Source organism: Burkholderia sp. SRS-25, assembly GCF_004343765.1.
Classification (GTDB): domain Bacteria; phylum Pseudomonadota; class Gammaproteobacteria; order Burkholderiales; family Burkholderiaceae; genus Burkholderia; species Burkholderia contaminans.
Map to the genome: position 1 here is coordinate 209,037 of NZ_PTXM01000011.1, position 19,151 is coordinate 228,187.

Sequence of the window (19,151 nt, forward strand, 5' to 3'; positions counted from 1 at the left end):
ACCCGATGCCTGCAGGCCACCCTCTTGTGAAAACCATGCGCGCCGGCGTGTTGGCGCTCTGCGCGTTCGCGGCGCTGGCCGTCGCGCCCGCGCACGCCGCGCCGCTGTATCCGGGCGAGGACGCGCTGTATGCGAAGGCCGCCGACGAAGGGCTCGTCGTGTCGTTCGACACGGGCCCCGAATGGGCCAACTGGAAGGCGCTGTTCGCCGAGTTCCGCAAGCGCTATCCGAAGGTCGAGATCACATACAACGACATCGGCTCGGCCGCGACCGTGGTGTCGCTCGACAAGTCGCGCCGCCGTCCGCAGGCCGATACCGCGTACTACTTCGCCGCGTCGGCGCTCGACGCCGAAAGCAAGGATGTCGTCGCGCCGTTCAAGCCGGTCAACTTCGACAAGCTGCCGGACGTGTTTCGCTCGGCGGACGGCCGCTGGTTCGCGGTGCACTCGCTGAACATCGCGTTCCTCGTCAACCGCAAGCTCGTGAAGAACGTGCCGCAGCGCTGGTCCGACCTGCTGAAGCCGGAGTATCGCAACGCGGTCGTCTATCTCGACCCGCGTTCGACCGGGCAGGGGCAGGTCGCCGTGTTCGCGGCCGCATATGCGAACGGCGGCAGCGTCGAGAACCCGAAGCCCGGCACGGAATTCTTCGGCAAGCTGAAGCGCGCGGGCAACGTGCTGCGCGTCGAAGGTACGACACCATATGCGAAGTTCGTGAAGGGCGAGATTCCGATCCTGATCGGCTACGAGAACGACGGCCTGAAGGCGAAGTACGTCGACGGCATGGGTGACGCGGCCGACGTCGTGATTCCGCAGGACGGCAGCGTATCGGCGCCGTATGCGATGAGCCTCGTGAAGAACGGCCCGAACCCGTCCGCCGCGCAGCTCTGGCTCAACCTGGTGATGAGCGACGCCGGGCAGGCGCTGTTCGCGCAGGGCTTCGTGCGGCCGGCCGTGCCCGGCACGCCGGTCGCGCCGGATGTCGCGGCGAAGCTCCCGAAGGCGCCGCAGGTGCGTCCGCTCGACGTGGCGAAGGCGGCCGCGCGCAAGGCCGAGATCGACCAGCTCTGGTCGCAGGCGACGCTCGGCCAGTAAGGGGCACACGATGCAGACCTCCCTGGCGGAACGCGGCGCGCTGCGCCGCTTCGGCGCGGTGCCGGCGGCGGTATTGCTGGCGGTGTGCTTCGCGCTGCCGCTCGCCGCGCTCGTCGGCTCGGCCTTCACGGATGGCGGCCGTGCGTTCGGTGCGGTGCTGCGCGACCCGCTCGTCGCCGATGCGATCGCACATTCGCTGGCGCTGGCGGTGGGCGCCGGCACGCTGTCGGTCGGCGTCGGCGTGCCGGTCGCATTCGCGCTGGCGGGGCAGTCGCCCGCCCGCCGCCACTGGACGCTCGCGCTGCTCGGCGTGCCGCTCGCGTTCTCCGGGCTGGTGATCGCGTACGGCTTCATCCTCGCGTTCGGCCGCGCCGGCTTCGTCACCACGCTCGCGGCGTCGCTGGGCGCGGACCCGACCGTGCTCGGCGGCGCGATCTACACGATGCCGGGGCTGGCGGTCGCGTATGCGTATTACCTGATCCCGCGGGTCGCGCTGATGATCTACCCGGCGCTCGCGAATCTCGACCGGCGGCCGCTCGAGGCGGCACTGACGCTCGGCGCGCGCCCGTGGCGTGCGTGGCTCGACGTCGCGTGGCGCGAACTGTGGCCGTCGGTCGCGTCCGCGTGGTGCCTCGTCACGGCGATCGCGCTCGGCACCTACGGCACGGCGCTCGCGCTGGCCGGCACGCAAATCAACATCCTGCCGCTGCTGATGTATCTGAAGCTGTCGGACGGGCAAACCGATTTCTCGCAGGCGGCGGTGCTGTCGATCGTGCTGACGGCGATCTGCACCAGCGTTCTTGCATTGGGGGAAGGCCTTGTACGGCAACGACGTCATGGATGAGTGGTCGGAAGCGGCGTGCGACGCGCTGGCGCAACTCGCGCAGCGGCAGCGCGGCACGCGGCGGCATCGCATGCCGGTCGGCGTGATCGGTCCGCGCGAGGCGACCGACGAACAGATGCGACTCGCGCAGCGGATCGCGCATGCGCTCGCGGCGGCGGGTGTCGCCATCGTCGGCGGCGGCAAGCAGGGCGTGATGGAGGCGGCCGCGCGCGGCGTGCATGCGGCCGGCGGCTGCGCGATCGGCCTGCTGCCGGAAGACGATGCGACGCTCGCGAATCCCTACCTGAGCGTCGCGCTGCCGACCGGGCTCGGCATCACGCGCAACGCGCTGGTCGCGCGTGCGTCGCTGTGCCTGATCGCGGTCGGCGGCGGGCTCGGCACGCTGTCCGAGATCGCGCTCGGTTTGCAGTGGGGCAAGCCGGTGTTCGCGATTTGCGACGCGCCGCGCGTGGCGGGCGCCGAATGCTTCGACGAAGCGGATCCGCTCGTTGCGCGGGTCGCGCGGTGGCTGGCCGATTCGGCGTAGGCCGGCGGCAGGAGGTGCCGGCTGCGCGTCCGGTGTTCGTCTGCGGCGGACTTGAAATGGTGCGGGCAACTCGCCATATTGGCGGTGCATGTACGTTCAATGACACCTCGAGAGGATTCCGGATGCGCCTTCTGCTTGCCCTGCTGTTGCCGTGGTTCCAGTTTTTCACGATCGGCCGCCCGATCGCCGGGATCATCTGCCTGATCCTGCAAATCACGATCATCGGCTGGCTGCCGGCCGCAATCTGGTCGGTGTATGCGCTGAGCCAGTACAAGACCGACCGGAAGATCGAGGCGGCGCTGCGGGAGCGGCGATAGGTCGCTGAAGGGGAATCCGAGCGCTTTCAGCACTGCCTGAAGTAACGGCAAGGATTCTTGTTTCGGCAGAAATCTACATAAGTTGTGATGGGTCTTCGTTGCAGTTTGTATAGATTTCCACCGAAATGACGATATTTCCAATAATTCAAAACCTCTGATTTAAAGCTGGCGCACGATCTCCATGCCTTTCTGAAGCCGGGGCTCGAGCGGCTTGCTCGTGAGCTGGATGCGTTGCGCTAGGAAGGGGTGACACGATGGACAAACGCTATAACGCGCTGCCACTTCCCGAGCAGCTTTCGCTTCGACGACAAGCGATCGAAGACGTGCTCGCGCATCCTGAATGGTCGTTGCGCGAATCGGTACGTCATCTGAAGAAGACGATGCGACTCACGAGCGCGGAAATCGCCAAGCTCGCCGGCGTGTCGACGAAGACCATTCAGGATATCGAACAAGGTCGCAGCGACGGGACGGTGCAGACGATGAACCGCATCTTCGGTATGCTGGGGTTGAAGCTGGGCGTGGTGCGACAGACCACATAGCTGGCGGTGACAGCGCATCCGTCCGGTCGTCGGTAAGGCAGCCGCTTCGGGCTGTTTCATCGGTTTCCACCCCCTACCCCGCGCCGGCTATCCCGGCGGCGCCCCTTCCAGTTCCTCCGCCCGCGCGAACAGCCAGTCGACGAACGTGCGCAGCGACGGATCGTCGTCGTCGCGATACAGGCAATGAAACGGCGGCGCTTCCAGGTGGACTTCCGGAAACAGCGCGACGAGCCGCCCTTGCTCGATGTCGTCGCGCACCACTGCACGCGGCGCGAGGCACACGCCGAGCCCGCTCGCGGCGGCCTTGGTCATCAGGAAGAACTCGCGATAGAACGGCCCGTGCAGCGTCTCGGTGACGACCGAGCCCGCCTGGTGGAACCAGTATTGCCATGCCTGCGGCAATCCCGCGTAATGCAGCAGCGGCGCGTTGCGCAGGTCGGCCGGCGTGCGTGCCTGGTCGAGCACCGGGTGATCGGGCGCGCACACCGGCACCGCGACGGTCGCGAGCAGCGGCCGCGACACGAACCCCTTGCGGCGCAACTCCGGCGTATAGCGGCGAACCACGATGTCGCAGCTTTCGTCGAACTGGTCGCGCTCGTTGTCGGGCGTCGTGACGAGTTGAACGTCGATGTCCGGATGTTCGGCCTGGAACGCAGCCAGTTGCGTGAGCAACCATCCGTGCGCGAACGAGACGGATGTGTTGATCCGCACCGGATGGCCGCCGCCGGGTTCGAACATCTGCCCCGTCGCCTGTGCGAGCCGGCCGAGGCAGCTTGCGACGTCGACAAGATAATGCCGCGCGCGCGGCGTGAGCCGCAACGAGCGTCCGTCGCGCTCGAACAGCTTCTGCCCGAAGAACGATTCGAGCACGCGGATCTGCTGCGCGACCGCGCTCTGGGTCACGTTCAGCTCGTCGGCGGCGAGGGTGAGGCTCTGCAGGCGGCCGGCAGCTTCGAAGCTGCGCAGCGCGTTCAGGGGCGGCAATCGGCGCATCGTGAGATCGCGAAGAAAAGCTACACAGTGGGTCAAAAAATGTCGTTTGTGGCGGTCGGGGCGCGTCCCTATGATGGCGCCGACAGGAGAACACCGCGATGACGATCATAGCGCCACCCGATTGCCGATCAACCGGAATTCGCCGCCGACTTCGCGCCCGGCGCGCGATGCGTCGCGAGGTAGCGGTGCCGCCGATGCATGGCCGCGGCGCGCTGGCGCTCGCCTGTGCCGGACTGTTCGCGGTCCTGGCCGGGTGTGCAGCGAAGCCGGAAAACGAACGCCAGATCGGCAGCGGCGGATCGCTGGTGCGCTACAGCTCCAGCCAGACCGAAGTCGACCTGTCCGAAAGCGAGCAGCAGACGCTGCGTATGATGACCGATCGCCGCTATGCCGGTGCGACGCAGGGGCGCGCACTCGACGCGGTGGCCGGGGTGCTGCGCGCGCAGGGTTATGCGCCCGTAACGGTCGATCGCGATTCGGGGCTGATCGAGGGCGGGCGCAGCGATACGCTGATTCCGAAGTGGCGGCAACTGCTGCGCGGCGCGCTGAAGGCGCGCATCGGCGGCTTGCCCGCGAAGCCGGATCACGAGCGGATAGCCGCCGTCGTCACGGTTCGCGTGACGGCGGCGCGCGACGCGATCGTGCGTGCGCGATTCGACCGCACGGTATGGGACAGCAACGGCGACTCGCGGATGAAAACCATCGTCGAGCCCGATTACTACCAGACCTTCTTCGGCGCGATGGACAAGGCGATGTGCACGACGTCGTGCGAGCGGTGATCGGCACGCAGGTGCCGGCGTCGGGGGCGCAAGGGAGGAGCGGGGAACGGCGTGCGCGCGGCCGCCCGGAGAATGGGCGCGGATGCCGGCGCGCCGCCCGCTGCATCGGGGCGACGCTGCAGCCGTCGACGAGAAAACGGCTGCCGGATCGTCGCTCGATCCGGCAGCCGCTTCGTCTACTTCACCGCAAACAGCGTCAGGTTCATGAAGATCTTGAACGCATAGCCGAGCGTGACGGCGCCGATCACGCCGCCCGCCCACAGGACGACGAACCACATCCAGCCGCGCATGCGCGGCTTCGGCGCATCGGGCTGGCCATCGGCGGAATCAGTGGTGGTAGTAATGCTGGTCTTCATGGCGCACCTTGCCTCGGAATACCCAGTAACCCATCGTCGTGTAGGCGATGATGATCGGGAGGATAACCGCTGCGCCGACCAGCGTGAAGGTCTGGCTGGAACGCGGCGCCGCGGCTTCCCAGATCGTCATCGTCTGGGGAATCGCATACGGGAACAGCGTGACGAGCAGGCCGACGTAGCCGAGCAGCACGAGCGCCAGCGCGAGCACGAACGGGGTCATGTCATGTCGGGCGCGCACCGCGCGGCGCATCCACACCGCGCAGCCGGCGACCAGGAACGGCACCGGCAGCAGGCGCCAGAACAGCCCCGAATCGAACCAGCGCTGCGCGACGGCCGGATCCTGCAGCGGCGTCCACAGGCTGACGACCGCGATGAAGCCGAGCAGCACGACCGTCAGCGGCCATACGACACGATGCAGGCGCCGTTGCAGGTCGCCTTCCGTCTTCGCGACGAGCCAGCAGCAGCCGAGCAGCGCATAGGTCACGATCAGGCCGAGGCCGGTCAGCAGGCTGAAGGGCGTGAGCCAGTCGAAGGCGTCGCCCGCGAACACGCCGTCCTTCACGTTGATGCCCTGCAGGAACGCGCCGAGCGCGATCCCCTGGAAGAACGTCGCGCCGGCCGAGCCGCCGATGAACGCGAGATCCCACAGCTGCTTCGTGCGCCGCGCCTTCGCGCGGATCTCGAACGACACGCCGCGGAAGATCAGGCACACCAGCATGAAGATCAGCGGCAGGTACAGCGCGGACAGCACGGTCGAATAGACGACCGGGAACACCGCGAACAGCCCCGCGCCGCCGAGCACGAGCCACGTCTCGTTGCCGTCCCACACGGGCGCGACCGTGTTCATCATCAGGTCGCGTTCCTTCTCGTCCGGGAAGAACGGGAAGACGATGCCGATGCCGAGGTCGAAGCCGTCGAGCACGACGTACATGAAGAGCCCCAATGCGATGATCGCGGCCCAGATTACGGTGACGTCCATAGGTTTTCTCGTATGCGGAAAGGGTGGGCTCAGACGGTCTCGAGCGGCTCGTCGACGGCCGACATCGGGCGGCGCGCGGTGTGGTCGGGGCGCGTGTCCGGGGTGTCGTCGTGCTTCACGTCGGGGAGCGCGGGGCCGGCCTTCATCAGCTTCAGCATGTAGTACACGCCGGTGCCGAACACGAGGAAGTACACGATCACGAACGTCATCATCGACAGGCTGACCTGCTGCACCGACAGCGGCGATACCGCATGCGCGGTACGCATCACGCCATACACGACCCACGGCTGGCGGCCGGCTTCGGTCGTGACCCAGCCCGCGAGCAGCGACACGAAGCCGGTCGGGCCCATCACGAGCGCGAAGCGCTGGAACCACTTCGATTCATACAGGCGGCCGCGGCGGCGCAGGAACCACGCGAGCGCGGCGAGGCCGATCATCGCGAAGCCGAGGCCGACCATGATCCGGAAGCTCCAGAACACGACCGTCGAGTTCGGGCGGTCTTCCGGCGGGAATTCCTTCAGCCCGCGGATCTTGCCGTCCCAGCTGTGCGTGAGGATCAGGCTGCCGAGGTGCGGCACCTTCACCGCGTAGCGGGTCGTTTCCGCCTTCATGTCCGGAATGCCGAACAGGTTCAGCGGCGTGCCGCCCTTCTCGGTTTCCCACAGCCCTTCGATCGCCGCGATCTTCGCGGGCTGGTGCTTCAGCGTGTTGATGCCGTGCTGGTCGCCGATCACGGCCTGCAGCGGTGCGAGCACGAGCAGCAGCCACAGCGCCATCGAGAACATCTTCTTCACGCCCTTGTCGCGGCGGCCCTTCAGCAGGTGCCAGGCGCCCGTCGCGGCCACCACCAGCGCGGCGACGATGAACGCGGCGATCGCCATGTGGAACAGGCGGTACGGGAACGACGGATTGAAGATGATCGCGAACCAGTCGGTCGGCACGACGCGGCCGTCGACGATCTCGAAGCCCTGCGGCGTCTGCATCCAGCTGTTCGACGCGAGGATCCAGAACGTCGAGATCAGCGTGCCGATCGCGACCATCAGCGTCGCGCCGAAGTGCGCGCGCGGGCTCACGCGGTTCCAGCCGAACAGCATGATGCCGAGGAAGCCGGCTTCGAGGAAGAACGCGGTCATGACCTCGTACATCAGCAGCGGCCCGGTGACGGCGCCCGCGAAGCTCGAGAAGCCCGACCAGTTCGTGCCGAACTGATAGCTCATCACGACGCCGGAGACGACGCCCATCCCGAACGCGACCGCGAAGATCTTCGACCAGAACAGGCAGAGGGTTTTGTAGTACTGCTTGCCGGTTTTCAGCCAGCGATACTCGAGCACGGCGATGAAGCTGGCGAGGCCGATGCTCAGCGCCGGAAAGACGATGTGAAAGGAGACGGTGAACGCGAATTGCAGGCGGGCCAGATCGAGGGCCGAAAGAGCGGTGTCCATACCAGTTGACCGAGGCTGACGATACCCGCCGGCGGGTGCCGACGGACCCCGGCGGATGGGCGTCGGGGTTGGCTGGAGTATGTGCCGCGATGTTGCACCGCGAAATGCGCCAACTCGTCGCAGATGTCCAGCCCGTCGCGCGCGTTTTCGCGGTAAATCGTTGATTCGTATCAAGAAGGATGCGTGCGGCAGGCGCGGCCGCGGCGTGGCGGTCTGACGCACGTGCGGCAATATGGCGCGTTGCGTCATCGGAACGGTTCGATGCGGGCGCAAACCCCCGCGTGACAACGCGCGGCGTCGCGTCCGCGCACGGCCGAACCGTTGCGATGCGTTATCGCGTAACGTGCGCGGTCGTGCCGGCGGGCCGCGGTCGATGGGGTCTGTCACATTGGTAATGCCGCGCAATATTGGCGGGTGTGTCCGTAATGGATGACGGATCGTGCGCGGCGTAGCGTTCCGTATGTCGGGTTCGCATCGACGAACCGCCAGCCGGAGAACGTGACGTGAATCGATTGAAGCTCGCGCTGGGCGCGGTGGCCGCAGTGGCGATCGCGACGGGCGGCGTGGCGCATGCCGCCCGGGTCGGGGTCTATATCGGCCCCGGCTACCCGTATTACTACCCCGTCGTCCCTGCGCCTTACTACTACCCGCCGCCCGTCGTCGCCGTGCCCGTCGATCCGGGGCCGCCGCCCGAGTACGTCGAGAAGGGCCAGCCGCAGGACGAAGGCGACGCGAACCTCTGGTACTACTGCGACGCGTCGAAGCATTACTACCCGTATGTGAAGACCTGCAAGTCGGGCTGGCGATCGGTGCCGGCGCGGCCGCAGTGATGGAGGCGCGACGATGAAATCCATATTTCGACCGCTGCGCGTGCCGGCCGCGCTCGCGCTGGCCGGCCTGCTCGGCGCATGCGCGTACATGCCGACCGGGCCGAGCGTGATGGCGTTGCCCGGCACCGGCAAATCGTTCGACCAGTTCCGCGTCGACGATGCGAACTGCCGCCAATACGCGTTCGAGCAATCGGGCGGCGTGAGCGCCGGGCAGGCGTCGACCGCAAGCGCAGTGGGCAGCGCAGCCGTCGGCACCGCACTGGGTGCGGCGGCCGGCGCGGCGTTCAACGGCGGCACGGGGGCGGCAGTCGGCGCGGGCGCGGGGCTGCTCGCGGGCAGCGTGGTGGGTGCCGGTGCGGCGCAAGGCTCGGCCTACGACATCCAGCGCCGCTACGACTATGGCTACCTGCAGTGCATGTACGCGACCGGCAATCGCGTTCCGGTGCCGGGTGGGATGAGCGGTGGTGGCGGTGGGTATGGCGGGGGCGGATACGGCGGTGCACCGCGCGCGGCGCCGCCGATGCCGCCGGCGGGCGTTCAACCGCCGCCGCCGCGCTACTGACGACGGCTAGGGCGGCGTCGTACGGCATGGCGCGCACGTGCGCCCGGTGCGCCAGACGCGCCGTGCGTGCCTCGACCGTCGATACACACACGCTGCATGAATTGCGTACACTCTGAGTCTCGTTTCGGCAGGGCCGGGCGCATCGGTTCCGGTCCGCGTTTACCCAGGACTCAGCGATGATCGATTTACGCAGCGATACCGTGACACGTCCGAGCCAGGCAATGCTGGCCGCGATGACTGCCGCCGAAACCGGCGACGACGTATGGGGTGACGACCCGACCGTGCTGCGCCTGCAGGCGGTGACGGCCGAGCGGGCCGGCAAGGAAGCCGGCCTGTTCTTCCCGAGCGGCACGCAGAGCAACCTGGCCGCGCTGATGGCCCATTGCGAGCGCGGCGACGAGTACATCGTCGGCCAGCTCGCGCATACCTACAAGTACGAAGGCGGCGGCGCGGCCGTGCTGGGCAGCATCCAGCCGCAGCCGATCGAGAACGCGCCGGACGGCACGCTGCCGCTCGCGAAGATCGCCGCGGCGATCAAGCCGCTCGACAATCACTTTGCCCGCACGCGCCTGCTCGCGCTCGAAAACACGATCGGTGGGCAGGTTTTGCCGGAAGGCTATGTGCAGGAAGCGACCGCGCTCGCGCGCAGCCGCGGGTTGTCCCTGCACCTCGACGGCGCGCGCGTGTGCAACGCGGCCGTCGCGTCGGGCCGTTCGATCGCCGAACTGGGCGCGCCGTTCGACAGCGTGTCGATCTGCTTCTCGAAAGGGCTCGGCGCGCCGGTCGGCTCGGTGCTGGTCGGCAATCGCGCGCTGATCGAGCGCGCGCAGCGCTGGCGCAAGGTGCTCGGCGGCGGCATGCGGCAGTCGGGCATTCTCGCGGCCGCATGCCTGTATGCGCTCGACCACAATGTCGAACGGCTCGCGGACGATCATGCGAATGCGGCGCATCTCGCCGAAGGCCTCGCGCGCATCGACTCCGTGAAGGTGCTGTCGCACGCGACGAACATGGTGTTCGCGCAATTCCCCGAAGCCGATTGCGCGCCGCTCGAGGCGTGGCTCAAGGAACGCGGGATCCTCACGCAGATGCTGTACGCGTCGCGCTTCGTCACGCACTGCGACGTGTCGCGCGCGGACATCGATACGTTCATCGACGCGGTCGGTGCGTATTTCGCGCAACGCCGCGCGTAAGGTGGAATGCGCCGGCCGGCGGGGCCGCCGGCCCGATGTGGCGCGAAGCAGGAGGCGGAGAGGCGACGGGGGCGACGTGGCAACCCGTCTGTCGATATCGGGCGAGCCGGCGGGTCATGCTTGCCGGGGTGCATCCGCGGGCGGTGTGCCGTCGCGGAACAGCGCTTTCAGTTGCGTGCGCAGTTCGGCGCTGTCGGTGTGCTGGTGCACCAGGACCGCATGTTGCACGGCGGCCTCCAGCAGTTCGTTGTCGGAGTCGGCAGAAATCGCGACCGAGCAATTCGTCGCGCTGGGAAACTCGCGGCAATCGATATAGCGGCGAGACATGATGTTCTCCTTGCAGGAAAGGGAACGGCCGGACAGGCGTGATCGGCCGCGCGGGGCGCTCATCAGGCCGATGGAAAAAGTATAGGCGGCGCGGCGGGGATTCTCGTCGCCAGGTGTACCGCGCTGCGCCGCGCATCGCATACGGCACATCGCACGCCATACGCCATATGCGGCGTGGGCGGCGCCGCTTGCACGCGTGTCACGGCAGCGGCGCGAGCAGCCGCCGCGCCGCTTCGACGACCCGCTCGGACAAAGACGCCATCGTCGGCGACTGCACGGTCCACGCGTGCCAGTACAGCGTGACGTCGGTCGGATGGGCGGGCGCGAGATCGACGAGCCCCTGCGTGTCGAGCGGTGCGCTGCCGATCAGCGGCTCCGGCACCATCGCGTAGCCGAGCCCGTGCCGCACCGCCGCGAAGTGCGAATGGGTGCCCGGCACGTAGTGGCACGGGTACGCGCCTTCGGGCAATCCGAATTTCTCCTTCAGGAACGACGACTGCAGCGTATCGCGCCGCGAATACGCGACGACGGGCGCCTTGCGCGCGCTCGTGCGGTTCAGCCCGCGCGGAAACCAGCGCACCGCGAACGCGGCGGCCGCGAGCAGCCGGTAGCGCATCGTGCCGAGCGGTGTCGCGAGGCAGCCGCGCATCGGCTTCGGCTCGGTCGTCACGCAGCCCACTGCCATCCCGCTTTCGAGCAGCGCGAACGTGTGGTCCTGATCTTCGACGATCAGCTCGAACAGGATGCGCTCGCCGGCGAGTACGGATGTCAGCGCCGGCAGGAACCACGTACCGAGGCTGTCGGAATTGAGCGCGATCGTGACCGAGATCGGCGATTCGCGCTCGGTCGCGAGCGTGCTCTGCAGGTCGGCCTGCAGCAGCGCGACGCGCCGCAGGTGCTGCAGCACGCGCTGCCCGGCCACCGTGGGGCGGCACGGCCGCGTGCGCAGCACGAGCGGCGTGCCGAGGCTCGCTTCCAGCGCGCGGACGCGCTGCGTGACGGCGGATGCGGTCACGTGCAGGCGCACGGCGGCCTGCTCGAAGCTGCCCGTGTCGGCGACGGCCAGCAGCGCGGCGGCCTGCTTTGGATCGATCGTCATCGACATGTATCAGATAGCCCAAGACAGATTGTGATACTCAAAACGATGAAGCCTTTCGAGTTATGGCGTTGCGGCCGATCATGACGCGTAGCGATCAAGTGTGACACGGAAATCGGTCCCACCTTCGGACCAAACTGTGACCGGTTCGGTATGTTATGCCAGATGGTCTGGCGCTAGACGTGCATACCGGAGAACCATGTCGTAACTCGACCATCCACCCAGTTCCTTCAGTCGCTCAAGGGGGGGCCATTCTGAACGTTTCAGCTAGCCCAGGTGTGCCGGACATCGTGAAATCGAAAGTTCTCGATGTTGGAGAGTTGGCGAGGATCGCTGGCCAGCGCGGCATCGCCGGGAGGCAGTGCGAGCTCAGTCACGACGTGTTTATCGGGGACGCGCAAACCAATTTGCCGAAGTAGCGCGGTAACCGAGGCCAAGCGGTCAAAAAAACAGGGCGGCCGGCGGGATGTTCGAGCACCCTTTCGCGCCGGCACCGTGGTTACAGGTCAGCGAACGCGGGCAGAAGGTCCTGGTCGACGAGCCGGATCTCAATACGGTTGGCAACGTCGACGTGTTCGGCGTTGTCCACTGAAAAAACGGCGTCAGCGACGCTCACAATGATCGTCCCAGTCTGCCTACGGCCGGCCTCGGGAACTGGAATCAATTCGCGTGCTTGAGGGACTTGCTGAGTCGTGAGGACCTTCGGGAGATACAGCATCCAGCCAACGCCCGGCTTGTCATCAAACACCTGCCGGGGAAAATACTCTCGTGGCGAAACAGAGACATACATCGGGTCATAAACCGAGACCATCGCGGACACGATCTTAGCCACGCCCTCATAGCCGTGCTCGTCCGCCGAAACTGCACTCAATGCCGGTAGCCCAATTTCAACCTCACTGGGCCGCCTCTTCGCATCGATAGCCAACTTCAGCCTCGCGCTGTCGGCCGCGTCCATCTGACCATTCCAGAAGCCAAATACTTTAGGAAGGTCCATCTTTTTTTCGTACCGTTGCGCCAAGACTGCCAAAACGGCTGTCGAAGGTATGCCGGGCGCTTCATACATGGGATACAGACGGGCTTCTTCCTCGGTATCTGCCTTCAACCACCACTGCCCCAGACGTTCGTCCTCGCGTGACATGGCCTCAACCACTGGCCATAGACGGACGAGATGAGCCGCAAAATCGCCAAGCTGGGCGAAGTCGGCAGGGTTACGAAATTGCGTGACTATTTCCATGTTTGTCAGGGCACCCATTCTGATTCGACTTGAAGACGGGTAAGCGGCTTTCTCATGTAGTTCCAAGTCCGCTCCGTCTGAAAATACCATTTCAACCTCGCAGGAGGATGATCATCCACAACTGCGGCCTGACCAGCGGCCTGCTCCTCCATTTCATCAAAGGTCTTGGTGTACGGTACATCGTCCCTGTTCAAGAACTGGTCGTACTTTGCCTTCGCTTCGATCAGCAAACAGCTTTCCGGTCGAAAGCCGTCGAAGTCGCGCTGCCAGACCCACTCCATGCTCCAGGCTTCTTCAAGGCTATAGGGGAACCCCGTAATTCGCCCTTGATACTCTCGGGAGTTGTGACTCATGCTCCAGTTGCGGCGCTGCATGCCACCTGCCTCAGGCGGGCACTTCTTGCAGCTCTCTCCTGTACGCGGGATAGCACGGACAGCAGGGGTATCGGGGGGAGGTGTGACCGAACTGTGCCAGCGATAAGAATCGATAGATCGGGAATTCAATAAAAATCAGCAAAATCTAGATAGCCCGCAATCTGACCGACGCGAGCCTAATGGTCAAAGATCAAAGGCTAACGCGCATTTGTCTGTGATCGATCGTCATCGACATGTCGGTGGAATTCCTGTGAACGTAAGACGAGAACAGCCGGTAGTGTAAGTCAGTGCGTACCGGCGGCCGGGTGCGGCGCACCGTTCCGCTGCACCGCATTCGCCATCGGAATCGGCCGCGATACGCACGCGAGCCGCGTGCTCGATACCGGTGGCGCGCGCATTTTGAACTAGGCTATATGAACGCGCGGCCCCCCGGCATGTGCCATGCCGGCCCTTCGCGTGCGGACGATCGCGCGTCGCGCGCAAGCCGCGGCGCGGGCGTCGTGATGATTCCCACTTGATGGAGACGAACATGTCGATTCGACTAGGCGAGGACGCGCCCGATTTCACCGCGGAGACCACCGAGGGAACGATCCGCTTTCATGAATGGATCGGCGACCACTGGGCGATCCTGTTTTCCCATCCGAAGGATTTCACGCCGGTGTGCACGACCGAACTCGGCTACATGGCCGGGCTCAAGCCGGAATTCGACAAGCGCAACACGAAGATCATCGGGCTGTCGATCGATCCGGTCAGCGATCACCGGAAGTGGGTGGCGGATATCGCCGAAACGCAGGGGCACGCGGTCAACTATCCGCTGATCGGCGACGACGAGCTGAAGGTCGCAAAGCTGTACGACATGATTCACCCGAATGCGAGCGGCGGCCCGCGCACGGCGGTCGACAACGCGACCGTGCGCTCGGTCTTCATCGTCGGGCCGGACAAGAAGGTCAAGGCGATGCTCGTCTATCCGATGAGCGCGGGGCGCAACTTCGACGAGGTGCTGCGCCTGCTCGACGCGCTGCAGCTCAACGCGAAGCATACGGTGGCGACACCCGTGAACTGGAAGCCCGGCGACGATGTCATCATTCCGACGTCGGTGTCGGACGATGCGGCGAAGCAGAAGTATCCGGACGGCTTCCGGACGCTGAAGCCGTACTTGCGCTACGTGACGCAGCCGCGTTGACACACCGTGCCGGCCGGATGCCGGCCATGCAGGATCACGACGGGGTGGCCCGCGCGACGGCGACCGTCGCGACGCGGGCCGGACGGCAGCATCCAGCACGCATCAAACAAGCCTCAACCAGCGACGGAGCGACTTCGCGATGATCTTCCGGCAACTCTTCGACCCGCAATCGTCGACGTACACGTACCTGCTTGCCGACAGCGCATCGCGCGAAGCGGTGCTGATCGATCCGGTGTTCGAGCAGGTGCGCCGCGACGCGGCGCTGCTCGACGAGCTCGGGCTGCGGCTCGTCGCGACCGTCGACACGCACGTGCATGCCGATCATGTGACGGGCGCGTGGCTGCTGAAGCAGCGCACGGGCAGCACGATCGCGATCTCGGCCGCGAGCGGCGCGCAAGGCGCCGATCGCTACCTGAACGACGGCGACCGCTGCGCGTTCGGTGCGCGCTACCTGACCGTGCGCGCGACGCCCGGCCACACGAACGGCTGCATCAGCCTCGTGCTCGACGACGAATCGATGGCGTTCACCGGCGATTGCCTGCTGATCCGCGGCACGGGCCGCACCGACTTCCAGCAGGGCGACCCGCGCGCGCTGTATCGCGCGGTGCACGGCCGGCTGTTCACGCTGCCGGCCGCGTGCCTGCTGTATCCGGCGCACGATTATCGCGGGCTCACGGTGACGAGCGTCGGTGAGGAGCGGCGCTTCAACCCGCGTCTCGGCGGCGACCTGAGCGAAGACGATTTCGCGGGTTACATGCGCAACCTCGGGCTCGCGCATCCGCGGCAGATCGACGTGGCGGTGCCGGCGAACCTGCAATGCGGCGTCGCGGCGAACGCGCCCGACGTGCAGGCCGCACCCGACTGGGCGCCGCTCGTCTATACGTTCGCCGGGTTCTGGGAAATCGATCCGCAATGGCTCGAGGATCATCTGCCGGCGGTGCAGGTCGTCGACGTGCGCGAGCCGGACGAATTCACCGGCCCGCTCGGCCATCTGCCCGGCGCGACGCCGATTCCGCTCGGCGAACTGGCCGCGCGCGCCGGCGAGATAGCGCGCGACCGGCCGGTCGTGACCGTGTGCCGGGCCGGCGGGCGATCCGCGCAGGCGACCGTCATTCTGCTGAAGGCCGGCTTCGACGCGGTGGCGAATCTCGGCGGCGGGATGCTGCGCTGGCGTGCCGAAGGGCGCGTCGTGATGGACGGCCGGTCGTAACGCCCCAGGTCGCACGAAAAAAAATTCCGACTCGTTGTCGAAATGGCCGCGTGCCGTTCGTCGTCAAGGTATCCGATCACGTGGCGCCGCATCACGCGGCGCCGAAACCCCTGAGAGACCCCACGATGATGCCGACGCTCTACGCCCATCCCTTTTCGTCCTACTGCCAGAAGGTGTTGACCGCGCTGTACGAGAACGGCACGCCGTTCTCGTATCGCGTGCTCGCGCACGACGATCCGAAGCCGATGCAGGAGCTGGCCGCGCTGTGGCCGCTGAAGCGTTTTCCGGTGCTCGTCGATGCCGGCCGCACGGTGATCGAGGCGTCGATCATCATCGAGTATCTCGGCCTGAACCATCCGGGCCCCGTGCGCCTGCTGCCCGACGATCCGCACGCGGCGCTCGAGGTGCGCACGATGGATCGTTTCTTCGACAACTACGTGTCGACGCCGCAGCAGAAGGTCGTGTTCGACGCGCTGCGGCCGGAGGCCGAGCGCGATGCGCGCGGGGTGGCCGATGCGCGCGCGATGCTGGAGACGTCGTACGCGTGGCTGGACAAGAGGATGGCCGATCGCGAATGGGCGGCCGGCGACCGCTTCAGCCTCGCCGACTGCGGCGCGGCGCCGTTCCTGTTCTACGCGGACTGGACGCACCGGATCGATCCGTCGTTCGCGAACGTGCTGGCGTACCGCCAGCGTCTGCTGGCGCGGCCGTCGTTCGCGCGCGCGGTCGACGAGGCGCGGCCGTTTCGCCCGTTCTTTCCGCTGGGTGCGCCTGATCGCGACTGATCGGCGCGGGCGACGCGCGGCGCGCCGCCACTGCGCATGGCCGGCAGCGCGTGCCGGGGCGGCGGAACGTAAGCAGCGGCAGCATCGCGGCGTCTCCCCGTCACATCGTGTGGGTGGCCGACTGCGCGAGCGTCAGCAGTTCGTCGAACTGCGTGATCAGCTCGAAGCACAGCAGGAACGCGAGCGTATAGGCCGGCGCGGGAAAGCGCTTGATCATCGCGAGCACTTGCGGCGCGAAGCGCGAGCGGATTGCATCGCGCGTCAGCAGCCACGCGAGCGCGATGCCGATCGCGGCGCCCGCGATCAGGTCGGTCGGATAGTGAAAGCCGAGATACGCGCGCGGCAGGCAGATGAACACCACGGCATACAGCAGCGCGAACACGCCGACGCGGCGCGCGATGATGAAGATGCCGGTGGCGATCGCCATCCACAGCATCGCGTGATCGCTCGGAAACGAACTCCATGCCTGCAGCGTGGCCGCGCGCAGCCCTGCCGACGGAAAGTGCAGGTGCAGGTCGGGGTTGTAGATCGGCCGCACGCGGAACGGCAGCACCTGCGCGAGCAGCCGGCCGATCGCGAGCGCGATGAGCCCGCTCGCGATCGTCGCGACGACCTGCTCGCGCTGCCGCTCGCGGTTCGGGCCCGGCTGGAACCACAGCCAGCACAGCACGGGAATGAGCACGAAGCCCTTGAACGTGTACAGCCCGGCGATCACGCGGATCGCGTGATTCATCAGCGGGCCGAACGTGATGTGGGTGAGGAAGGTCTGGATCGTGGTGTCGAAATCGTTCATGTTCTGTGCGACCCGGGCGGACGCTCAGCGCATGACATGCGGCCGGCAGGATCGGAAAGCGCGCTCGTACCGGAGCGCAACGGGGGGCAAGTATGTCACCCGTTATTTCGAAGAAAATGCGAAAAAATACCGGGAATCCCCTGATAAAACGGGGCTGTGCAACGGGGCCGGATGGGGGAGCGCCGCGTGGCGGGGCGCATCGAATCGTCCGACGTTTCCGCATCGAGGCGCACGGCCGCCGGAAAAATAATCGGTTGAACTGGACATTCGTTCGACCGGGTGCGGACCGTGCGCGGGATGGGGGCTTTTCGTGCCGAATGCGCACGAATCTGCCAGGCTGCCCGGCGTCATGCGTGCGCCGATCGAAAATAAAAGAAAAGGCGGACAAGCCCTTGTGGGCCTGCCCGCCAGGTGGGTGCGGACGCGGAAACTCAGTGGCGCCAGATCCGCACGGCGAGCGCGGCGAGCGACGTCACGACGGCCAGCCCGGTCACCGCATTCCAGCCCAGTTGCGCGAGCAACAAACTGCCGATCGCGGCGCCGGCCGCCATTCCGATGAACATGCCGACGAACAGCACCGCGTTGAGGCGGCTGCGCGACGCGGGGTCGATCCGGTAGACGATCGCCTGGTGCGCGATCAGCGTGGCCTGCACGCCGAGATCGAAGCCGATCGTCGCGACCGCGAGCAGCACGAGCTGGGCATGCGTCGACATCAGCGGTGCGGCGGCCATCGACGCGAACGACACCGTCGCGATGCCGATGCCGATGCGCGTGACGCGCTCGGGGCCGTGATGGTCGGCCAGGCGCCCGGCAATCGGCGCGGCCAGCGCACCCGCTGCACCGGCGAGGCCGAATGCGCCCGCGGCTGCACTGCCGAGGTGGAACGGTGCGCCGTGCAGCATCACCGCGAGCGTCGACCAGAACGCGCTGAACCCGATCGCCAGCAACCCTTGCGCGAGCGCGGCACGGCGCAGCGCCGGATGCTGGCGCCACAGCGCGCCGAGCGACCCGATCAGCGCACGATACGGCAGGCGCGTGGTCGGCTCGAAGTGCGGCAGCCCGCGCGCCGCCACGACGCCGATCGCCGCGACGCTGGCAGCCGCGAGCGCGAACATCGCGCGCCAGCCGGCCGTCTCGGCGACGAACCCGGCCACGACCCGCGACAGCAGGATGCCGAGCAGCAGCCCCGTCATCACCGTGCCGACGATGCGGCCGCGATGCGCGTCGTGCGCGAGCGTCGCGGCGGCCGGCACGACGTCCTGCGCCATCGTCGCCGCGAGGCCGATCGCGAAGCTCGCCGCGAGCAGCAGCCCGAGCGACGGCGCGATCGCGGCGAGCAGCAGCGCGACGACCAGCGTCGCTGCCTTGGTCACGATCACGCGGCGGCGGTCGAAACGGTCGCCGAGCGGCGCAAGCAGCAGGATGCCGAGCGCGTAGCCGAGCTGCGTGAGCGTCGGCACGAAGCCGATCGCCCGTGCCGACGCGCCGAGATCGGGCCCGAGCGCGCCGAGCATCGGCTGCGCGTAGTAGAGCGGCGCGACCCCGAGGCCGGCGGCGGCCGCGAGCAGCAGCACGAGCCGGCGATCGGGCATCGAACGGGCGGCCGGGTGGGCCGGGGCATGGGCGGCGCGGGGCGCGGCATCGAGTCGGGACGGGGTGGACATGGCGTGCATCCTGGTTGCGATGAAGGAATGGACG

The 19,151-nt window shown here is 66.9% G+C and carries 22 protein-coding genes and 1 pseudogene; 12 read left to right on the forward strand and 11 right to left on the reverse strand.

The window, feature by feature from the left end; genetic code table 11:
- Positions 1-5: 5 nt before the first annotated feature.
- The 5 genes from C5O79_RS17505 (at position 6) to C5O79_RS17525 (ending at position 3,320) form a co-directional block, all read left to right on the forward strand.
- Entirely contained in the window at positions 6-1,094 is a 1,089-nt protein-coding gene (locus C5O79_RS17505) for an extracellular solute-binding protein (protein ID WP_122477054.1), read from the forward strand.
- 10 nt (positions 1,095-1,104) lie between these two features.
- Positions 1,105-1,938, forward strand: a complete 834-nt coding sequence (locus tag C5O79_RS17510; RefSeq protein ID WP_131931521.1) for an ABC transporter permease subunit — start codon at positions 1,105-1,107, stop codon at positions 1,936-1,938.
- Complete coding sequence (locus tag C5O79_RS17515; protein WP_047851322.1) at positions 1,931-2,464, forward strand: TIGR00725 family protein; 534 nt, start codon at positions 1,931-1,933, stop codon at positions 2,462-2,464. Before C5O79_RS17510 ends, C5O79_RS17515 begins: the two co-directional genes overlap by 8 nt.
- A 122-nt stretch (positions 2,465-2,586) precedes the next feature.
- Entirely contained in the window at positions 2,587-2,781 is a 195-nt protein-coding gene (locus C5O79_RS17520; RefSeq protein ID WP_006397338.1) for a YqaE/Pmp3 family membrane protein, read from the forward strand.
- 254 nt (positions 2,782-3,035) lie between these two features.
- Complete coding sequence (locus C5O79_RS17525) at positions 3,036-3,320, forward strand: helix-turn-helix domain-containing protein (protein WP_122477051.1); 285 nt, start codon at positions 3,036-3,038, stop codon at positions 3,318-3,320.
- A gap of 87 nt (positions 3,321-3,407) precedes the next feature.
- Here the strand turns inward: C5O79_RS17525 and C5O79_RS17530 are convergent, their stop codons facing one another.
- Positions 3,408-4,313, reverse strand: a complete 906-nt coding sequence (locus tag C5O79_RS17530; protein ID WP_236862347.1) for a LysR substrate-binding domain-containing protein — start codon at positions 4,311-4,313, stop codon at positions 3,408-3,410.
- A gap of 167 nt (positions 4,314-4,480) precedes the next feature.
- Here C5O79_RS17530 and C5O79_RS17535 point away from each other — a divergent pair, with 167 nt between their 5' ends.
- Positions 4,481-5,092, forward strand: a complete 612-nt coding sequence (locus C5O79_RS17535; RefSeq protein ID WP_236862346.1) for a hypothetical protein — start codon at positions 4,481-4,483, stop codon at positions 5,090-5,092.
- Between the two features lie 176 nt (positions 5,093-5,268).
- Here C5O79_RS17535 and C5O79_RS17540 read toward each other — a convergent pair whose 3' ends face one another.
- From C5O79_RS17540 to C5O79_RS17550, 3 genes are read right to left on the reverse strand one after another with little or no spacing between them, the layout of a single operon-like run.
- On the reverse strand, positions 5,269-5,448 hold the full coding sequence (locus C5O79_RS17540; protein ID WP_047851318.1) for a hypothetical protein: 180 nt from the start codon (positions 5,446-5,448) through the stop codon (positions 5,269-5,271).
- A complete protein-coding gene (gene cydB / locus C5O79_RS17545) occupies positions 5,420-6,427 on the reverse strand; it encodes a cytochrome d ubiquinol oxidase subunit II (RefSeq protein WP_122477044.1) in 1,008 nt (335 codons plus the stop codon). The genes C5O79_RS17540 and cydB overlap by 29 nt, the downstream gene beginning before the upstream one ends.
- Before the next feature lie 29 nt (positions 6,428-6,456).
- Positions 6,457-7,869, reverse strand: a complete 1,413-nt coding sequence (locus C5O79_RS17550; protein WP_122477041.1) for a cytochrome ubiquinol oxidase subunit I — start codon at positions 7,867-7,869, stop codon at positions 6,457-6,459.
- 503 nt (positions 7,870-8,372) lie between these two features.
- Here C5O79_RS17550 and C5O79_RS17555 point away from each other — a divergent pair.
- The 3 genes from C5O79_RS17555 (at position 8,373) to ltaE (ending at position 10,451) form a co-directional block, all read left to right on the forward strand.
- On the forward strand, positions 8,373-8,699 hold the full coding sequence (locus C5O79_RS17555) for a hypothetical protein (RefSeq protein ID WP_046548683.1): 327 nt from the start codon (positions 8,373-8,375) through the stop codon (positions 8,697-8,699).
- Between the two features lie 13 nt (positions 8,700-8,712).
- Entirely contained in the window at positions 8,713-9,261 is a 549-nt protein-coding gene (locus C5O79_RS17560) for a YMGG-like glycine zipper-containing protein (protein WP_122477039.1), read from the forward strand.
- A gap of 176 nt (positions 9,262-9,437) precedes the next feature.
- Positions 9,438-10,451 (forward strand): low-specificity L-threonine aldolase, encoded by a 1,014-nt coding sequence (gene ltaE / locus C5O79_RS17565; protein WP_046548681.1) that lies wholly within the window; start codon positions 9,438-9,440, stop codon positions 10,449-10,451.
- A 114-nt stretch (positions 10,452-10,565) separates the two neighbouring features.
- On the opposite strand, the gene C5O79_RS17570 is transcribed toward ltaE, so the two are convergent.
- From C5O79_RS17570 to C5O79_RS17590, 5 genes and pseudogenes are all read right to left on the reverse strand, one after another.
- Positions 10,566-10,778, reverse strand: a complete 213-nt coding sequence (locus tag C5O79_RS17570) for a DUF1059 domain-containing protein (protein WP_039349722.1) — start codon at positions 10,776-10,778, stop codon at positions 10,566-10,568.
- Between the two features lie 199 nt (positions 10,779-10,977).
- Positions 10,978-11,883 (reverse strand): HTH-type transcriptional regulator ArgP, encoded by a 906-nt coding sequence (locus tag C5O79_RS17575; RefSeq protein WP_046548680.1) that lies wholly within the window; start codon positions 11,881-11,883, stop codon positions 10,978-10,980.
- A gap of 147 nt (positions 11,884-12,030) precedes the next feature.
- Positions 12,031-12,197 (reverse strand): annotated as a pseudogene (locus C5O79_RS38580) (tyrosine-type recombinase/integrase); the annotation flags it as partial.
- A 176-nt stretch (positions 12,198-12,373) separates the two neighbouring features.
- On the reverse strand, positions 12,374-13,126 hold the full coding sequence (locus C5O79_RS17585; protein WP_335904794.1) for an immunity 52 family protein: 753 nt from the start codon (positions 13,124-13,126) through the stop codon (positions 12,374-12,376).
- Complete coding sequence (locus C5O79_RS17590) at positions 13,114-13,482, reverse strand: Tox-REase-5 domain-containing protein (RefSeq protein ID WP_122477036.1); 369 nt, start codon at positions 13,480-13,482, stop codon at positions 13,114-13,116. Before C5O79_RS17590 ends, C5O79_RS17585 begins: the two co-directional genes overlap by 13 nt.
- Positions 13,483-14,011: 529 nt before the next feature.
- On the opposite strand from C5O79_RS17590, the gene C5O79_RS17595 reads away from it, so the two are divergent.
- From C5O79_RS17595 to C5O79_RS17605, 3 genes are all read left to right on the forward strand, one after another.
- Entirely contained in the window at positions 14,012-14,665 is a 654-nt protein-coding gene (locus tag C5O79_RS17595) for a peroxiredoxin (RefSeq protein ID WP_046549473.1), read from the forward strand.
- A gap of 139 nt (positions 14,666-14,804) precedes the next feature.
- A complete protein-coding gene (locus C5O79_RS17600; protein WP_047851307.1) occupies positions 14,805-15,875 on the forward strand; it encodes an MBL fold metallo-hydrolase in 1,071 nt (356 codons plus the stop codon).
- A 125-nt stretch (positions 15,876-16,000) separates the two neighbouring features.
- Entirely contained in the window at positions 16,001-16,660 is a 660-nt protein-coding gene (locus C5O79_RS17605; RefSeq protein WP_122477550.1) for a glutathione S-transferase family protein, read from the forward strand.
- Positions 16,661-16,760: 100 nt separating this feature from the next.
- On the opposite strand, the gene C5O79_RS17610 is transcribed toward C5O79_RS17605, so the two are convergent.
- Both C5O79_RS17610 and C5O79_RS17615 read right to left on the reverse strand, forming a co-directional pair.
- Positions 16,761-17,453, reverse strand: coding sequence for a phosphatase PAP2 family protein (locus tag C5O79_RS17610; protein WP_046548678.1), 693 nt, complete (start codon positions 17,451-17,453; stop codon positions 16,761-16,763).
- Positions 17,454-17,884: 431 nt separating this feature from the next.
- Positions 17,885-19,117: an MFS transporter gene (locus C5O79_RS17615; protein ID WP_122477033.1), complete on the reverse strand. Its 1,233-nt coding sequence runs from the start codon at positions 19,115-19,117 to the stop codon at positions 17,885-17,887.
- Between the last annotated feature and the right edge of the window lie 34 nt (positions 19,118-19,151).

Excerpts from the sequence above, each read along its gene's own strand:
- C5O79_RS17615 (WP_122477033.1), bottom strand. The coding sequence starts at position 19,117 with ATGTCCACCCCGTCCCGACTCGATGCCGCGCCCCGCGCCGCCCATGCC.
- cydB (WP_122477044.1), bottom strand. The coding sequence starts at position 6,427 with ATGGACGTCACCGTAATCTGGGCCGCGATCATCGCATTGGGGCTCTTC.
- C5O79_RS17585 (WP_335904794.1), bottom strand. The coding sequence starts at position 13,126 with ATGGGTGCCCTGACAAACATGGAAATAGTCACGCAATTTCGTAACCCT.
- C5O79_RS17560 (WP_122477039.1), top strand. The coding sequence starts at position 8,713 with ATGAAATCCATATTTCGACCGCTGCGCGTGCCGGCCGCGCTCGCGCTG.
- C5O79_RS17535 (WP_236862346.1), top strand. The coding sequence starts at position 4,481 with ATGCGTCGCGAGGTAGCGGTGCCGCCGATGCATGGCCGCGGCGCGCTG.
- C5O79_RS17550 (WP_122477041.1), bottom strand. The coding sequence starts at position 7,869 with ATGGACACCGCTCTTTCGGCCCTCGATCTGGCCCGCCTGCAATTCGCG.
- C5O79_RS17525 (WP_122477051.1), top strand. The coding sequence starts at position 3,036 with ATGGACAAACGCTATAACGCGCTGCCACTTCCCGAGCAGCTTTCGCTT.
- C5O79_RS17600 (WP_047851307.1), top strand. The coding sequence starts at position 14,805 with ATGATCTTCCGGCAACTCTTCGACCCGCAATCGTCGACGTACACGTAC.
- C5O79_RS17530 (WP_236862347.1), bottom strand. The coding sequence starts at position 4,313 with ATGCGCCGATTGCCGCCCCTGAACGCGCTGCGCAGCTTCGAAGCTGCC.
- C5O79_RS17595 (WP_046549473.1), top strand. The coding sequence starts at position 14,012 with ATGTCGATTCGACTAGGCGAGGACGCGCCCGATTTCACCGCGGAGACC.
- ltaE (WP_046548681.1), top strand. The coding sequence starts at position 9,438 with ATGATCGATTTACGCAGCGATACCGTGACACGTCCGAGCCAGGCAATG.
- C5O79_RS17520 (WP_006397338.1), top strand. The coding sequence starts at position 2,587 with ATGCGCCTTCTGCTTGCCCTGCTGTTGCCGTGGTTCCAGTTTTTCACG.
- C5O79_RS17605 (WP_122477550.1), top strand. The coding sequence starts at position 16,001 with ATGATGCCGACGCTCTACGCCCATCCCTTTTCGTCCTACTGCCAGAAG.
- C5O79_RS17590 (WP_122477036.1), bottom strand. The coding sequence starts at position 13,482 with ATGCAGCGCCGCAACTGGAGCATGAGTCACAACTCCCGAGAGTATCAA.
- C5O79_RS17575 (WP_046548680.1), bottom strand. The coding sequence starts at position 11,883 with ATGTCGATGACGATCGATCCAAAGCAGGCCGCCGCGCTGCTGGCCGTC.
- C5O79_RS17515 (WP_047851322.1), top strand. The coding sequence starts at position 1,931 with ATGGATGAGTGGTCGGAAGCGGCGTGCGACGCGCTGGCGCAACTCGCG.
- C5O79_RS17570 (WP_039349722.1), bottom strand. The coding sequence starts at position 10,778 with ATGTCTCGCCGCTATATCGATTGCCGCGAGTTTCCCAGCGCGACGAAT.
- C5O79_RS17610 (WP_046548678.1), bottom strand. The coding sequence starts at position 17,453 with ATGAACGATTTCGACACCACGATCCAGACCTTCCTCACCCACATCACG.
- C5O79_RS17510 (WP_131931521.1), top strand. The coding sequence starts at position 1,105 with ATGCAGACCTCCCTGGCGGAACGCGGCGCGCTGCGCCGCTTCGGCGCG.
- C5O79_RS17540 (WP_047851318.1), bottom strand. The coding sequence starts at position 5,448 with ATGAAGACCAGCATTACTACCACCACTGATTCCGCCGATGGCCAGCCC.
- C5O79_RS17505 (WP_122477054.1), top strand. The coding sequence starts at position 6 with ATGCCTGCAGGCCACCCTCTTGTGAAAACCATGCGCGCCGGCGTGTTG.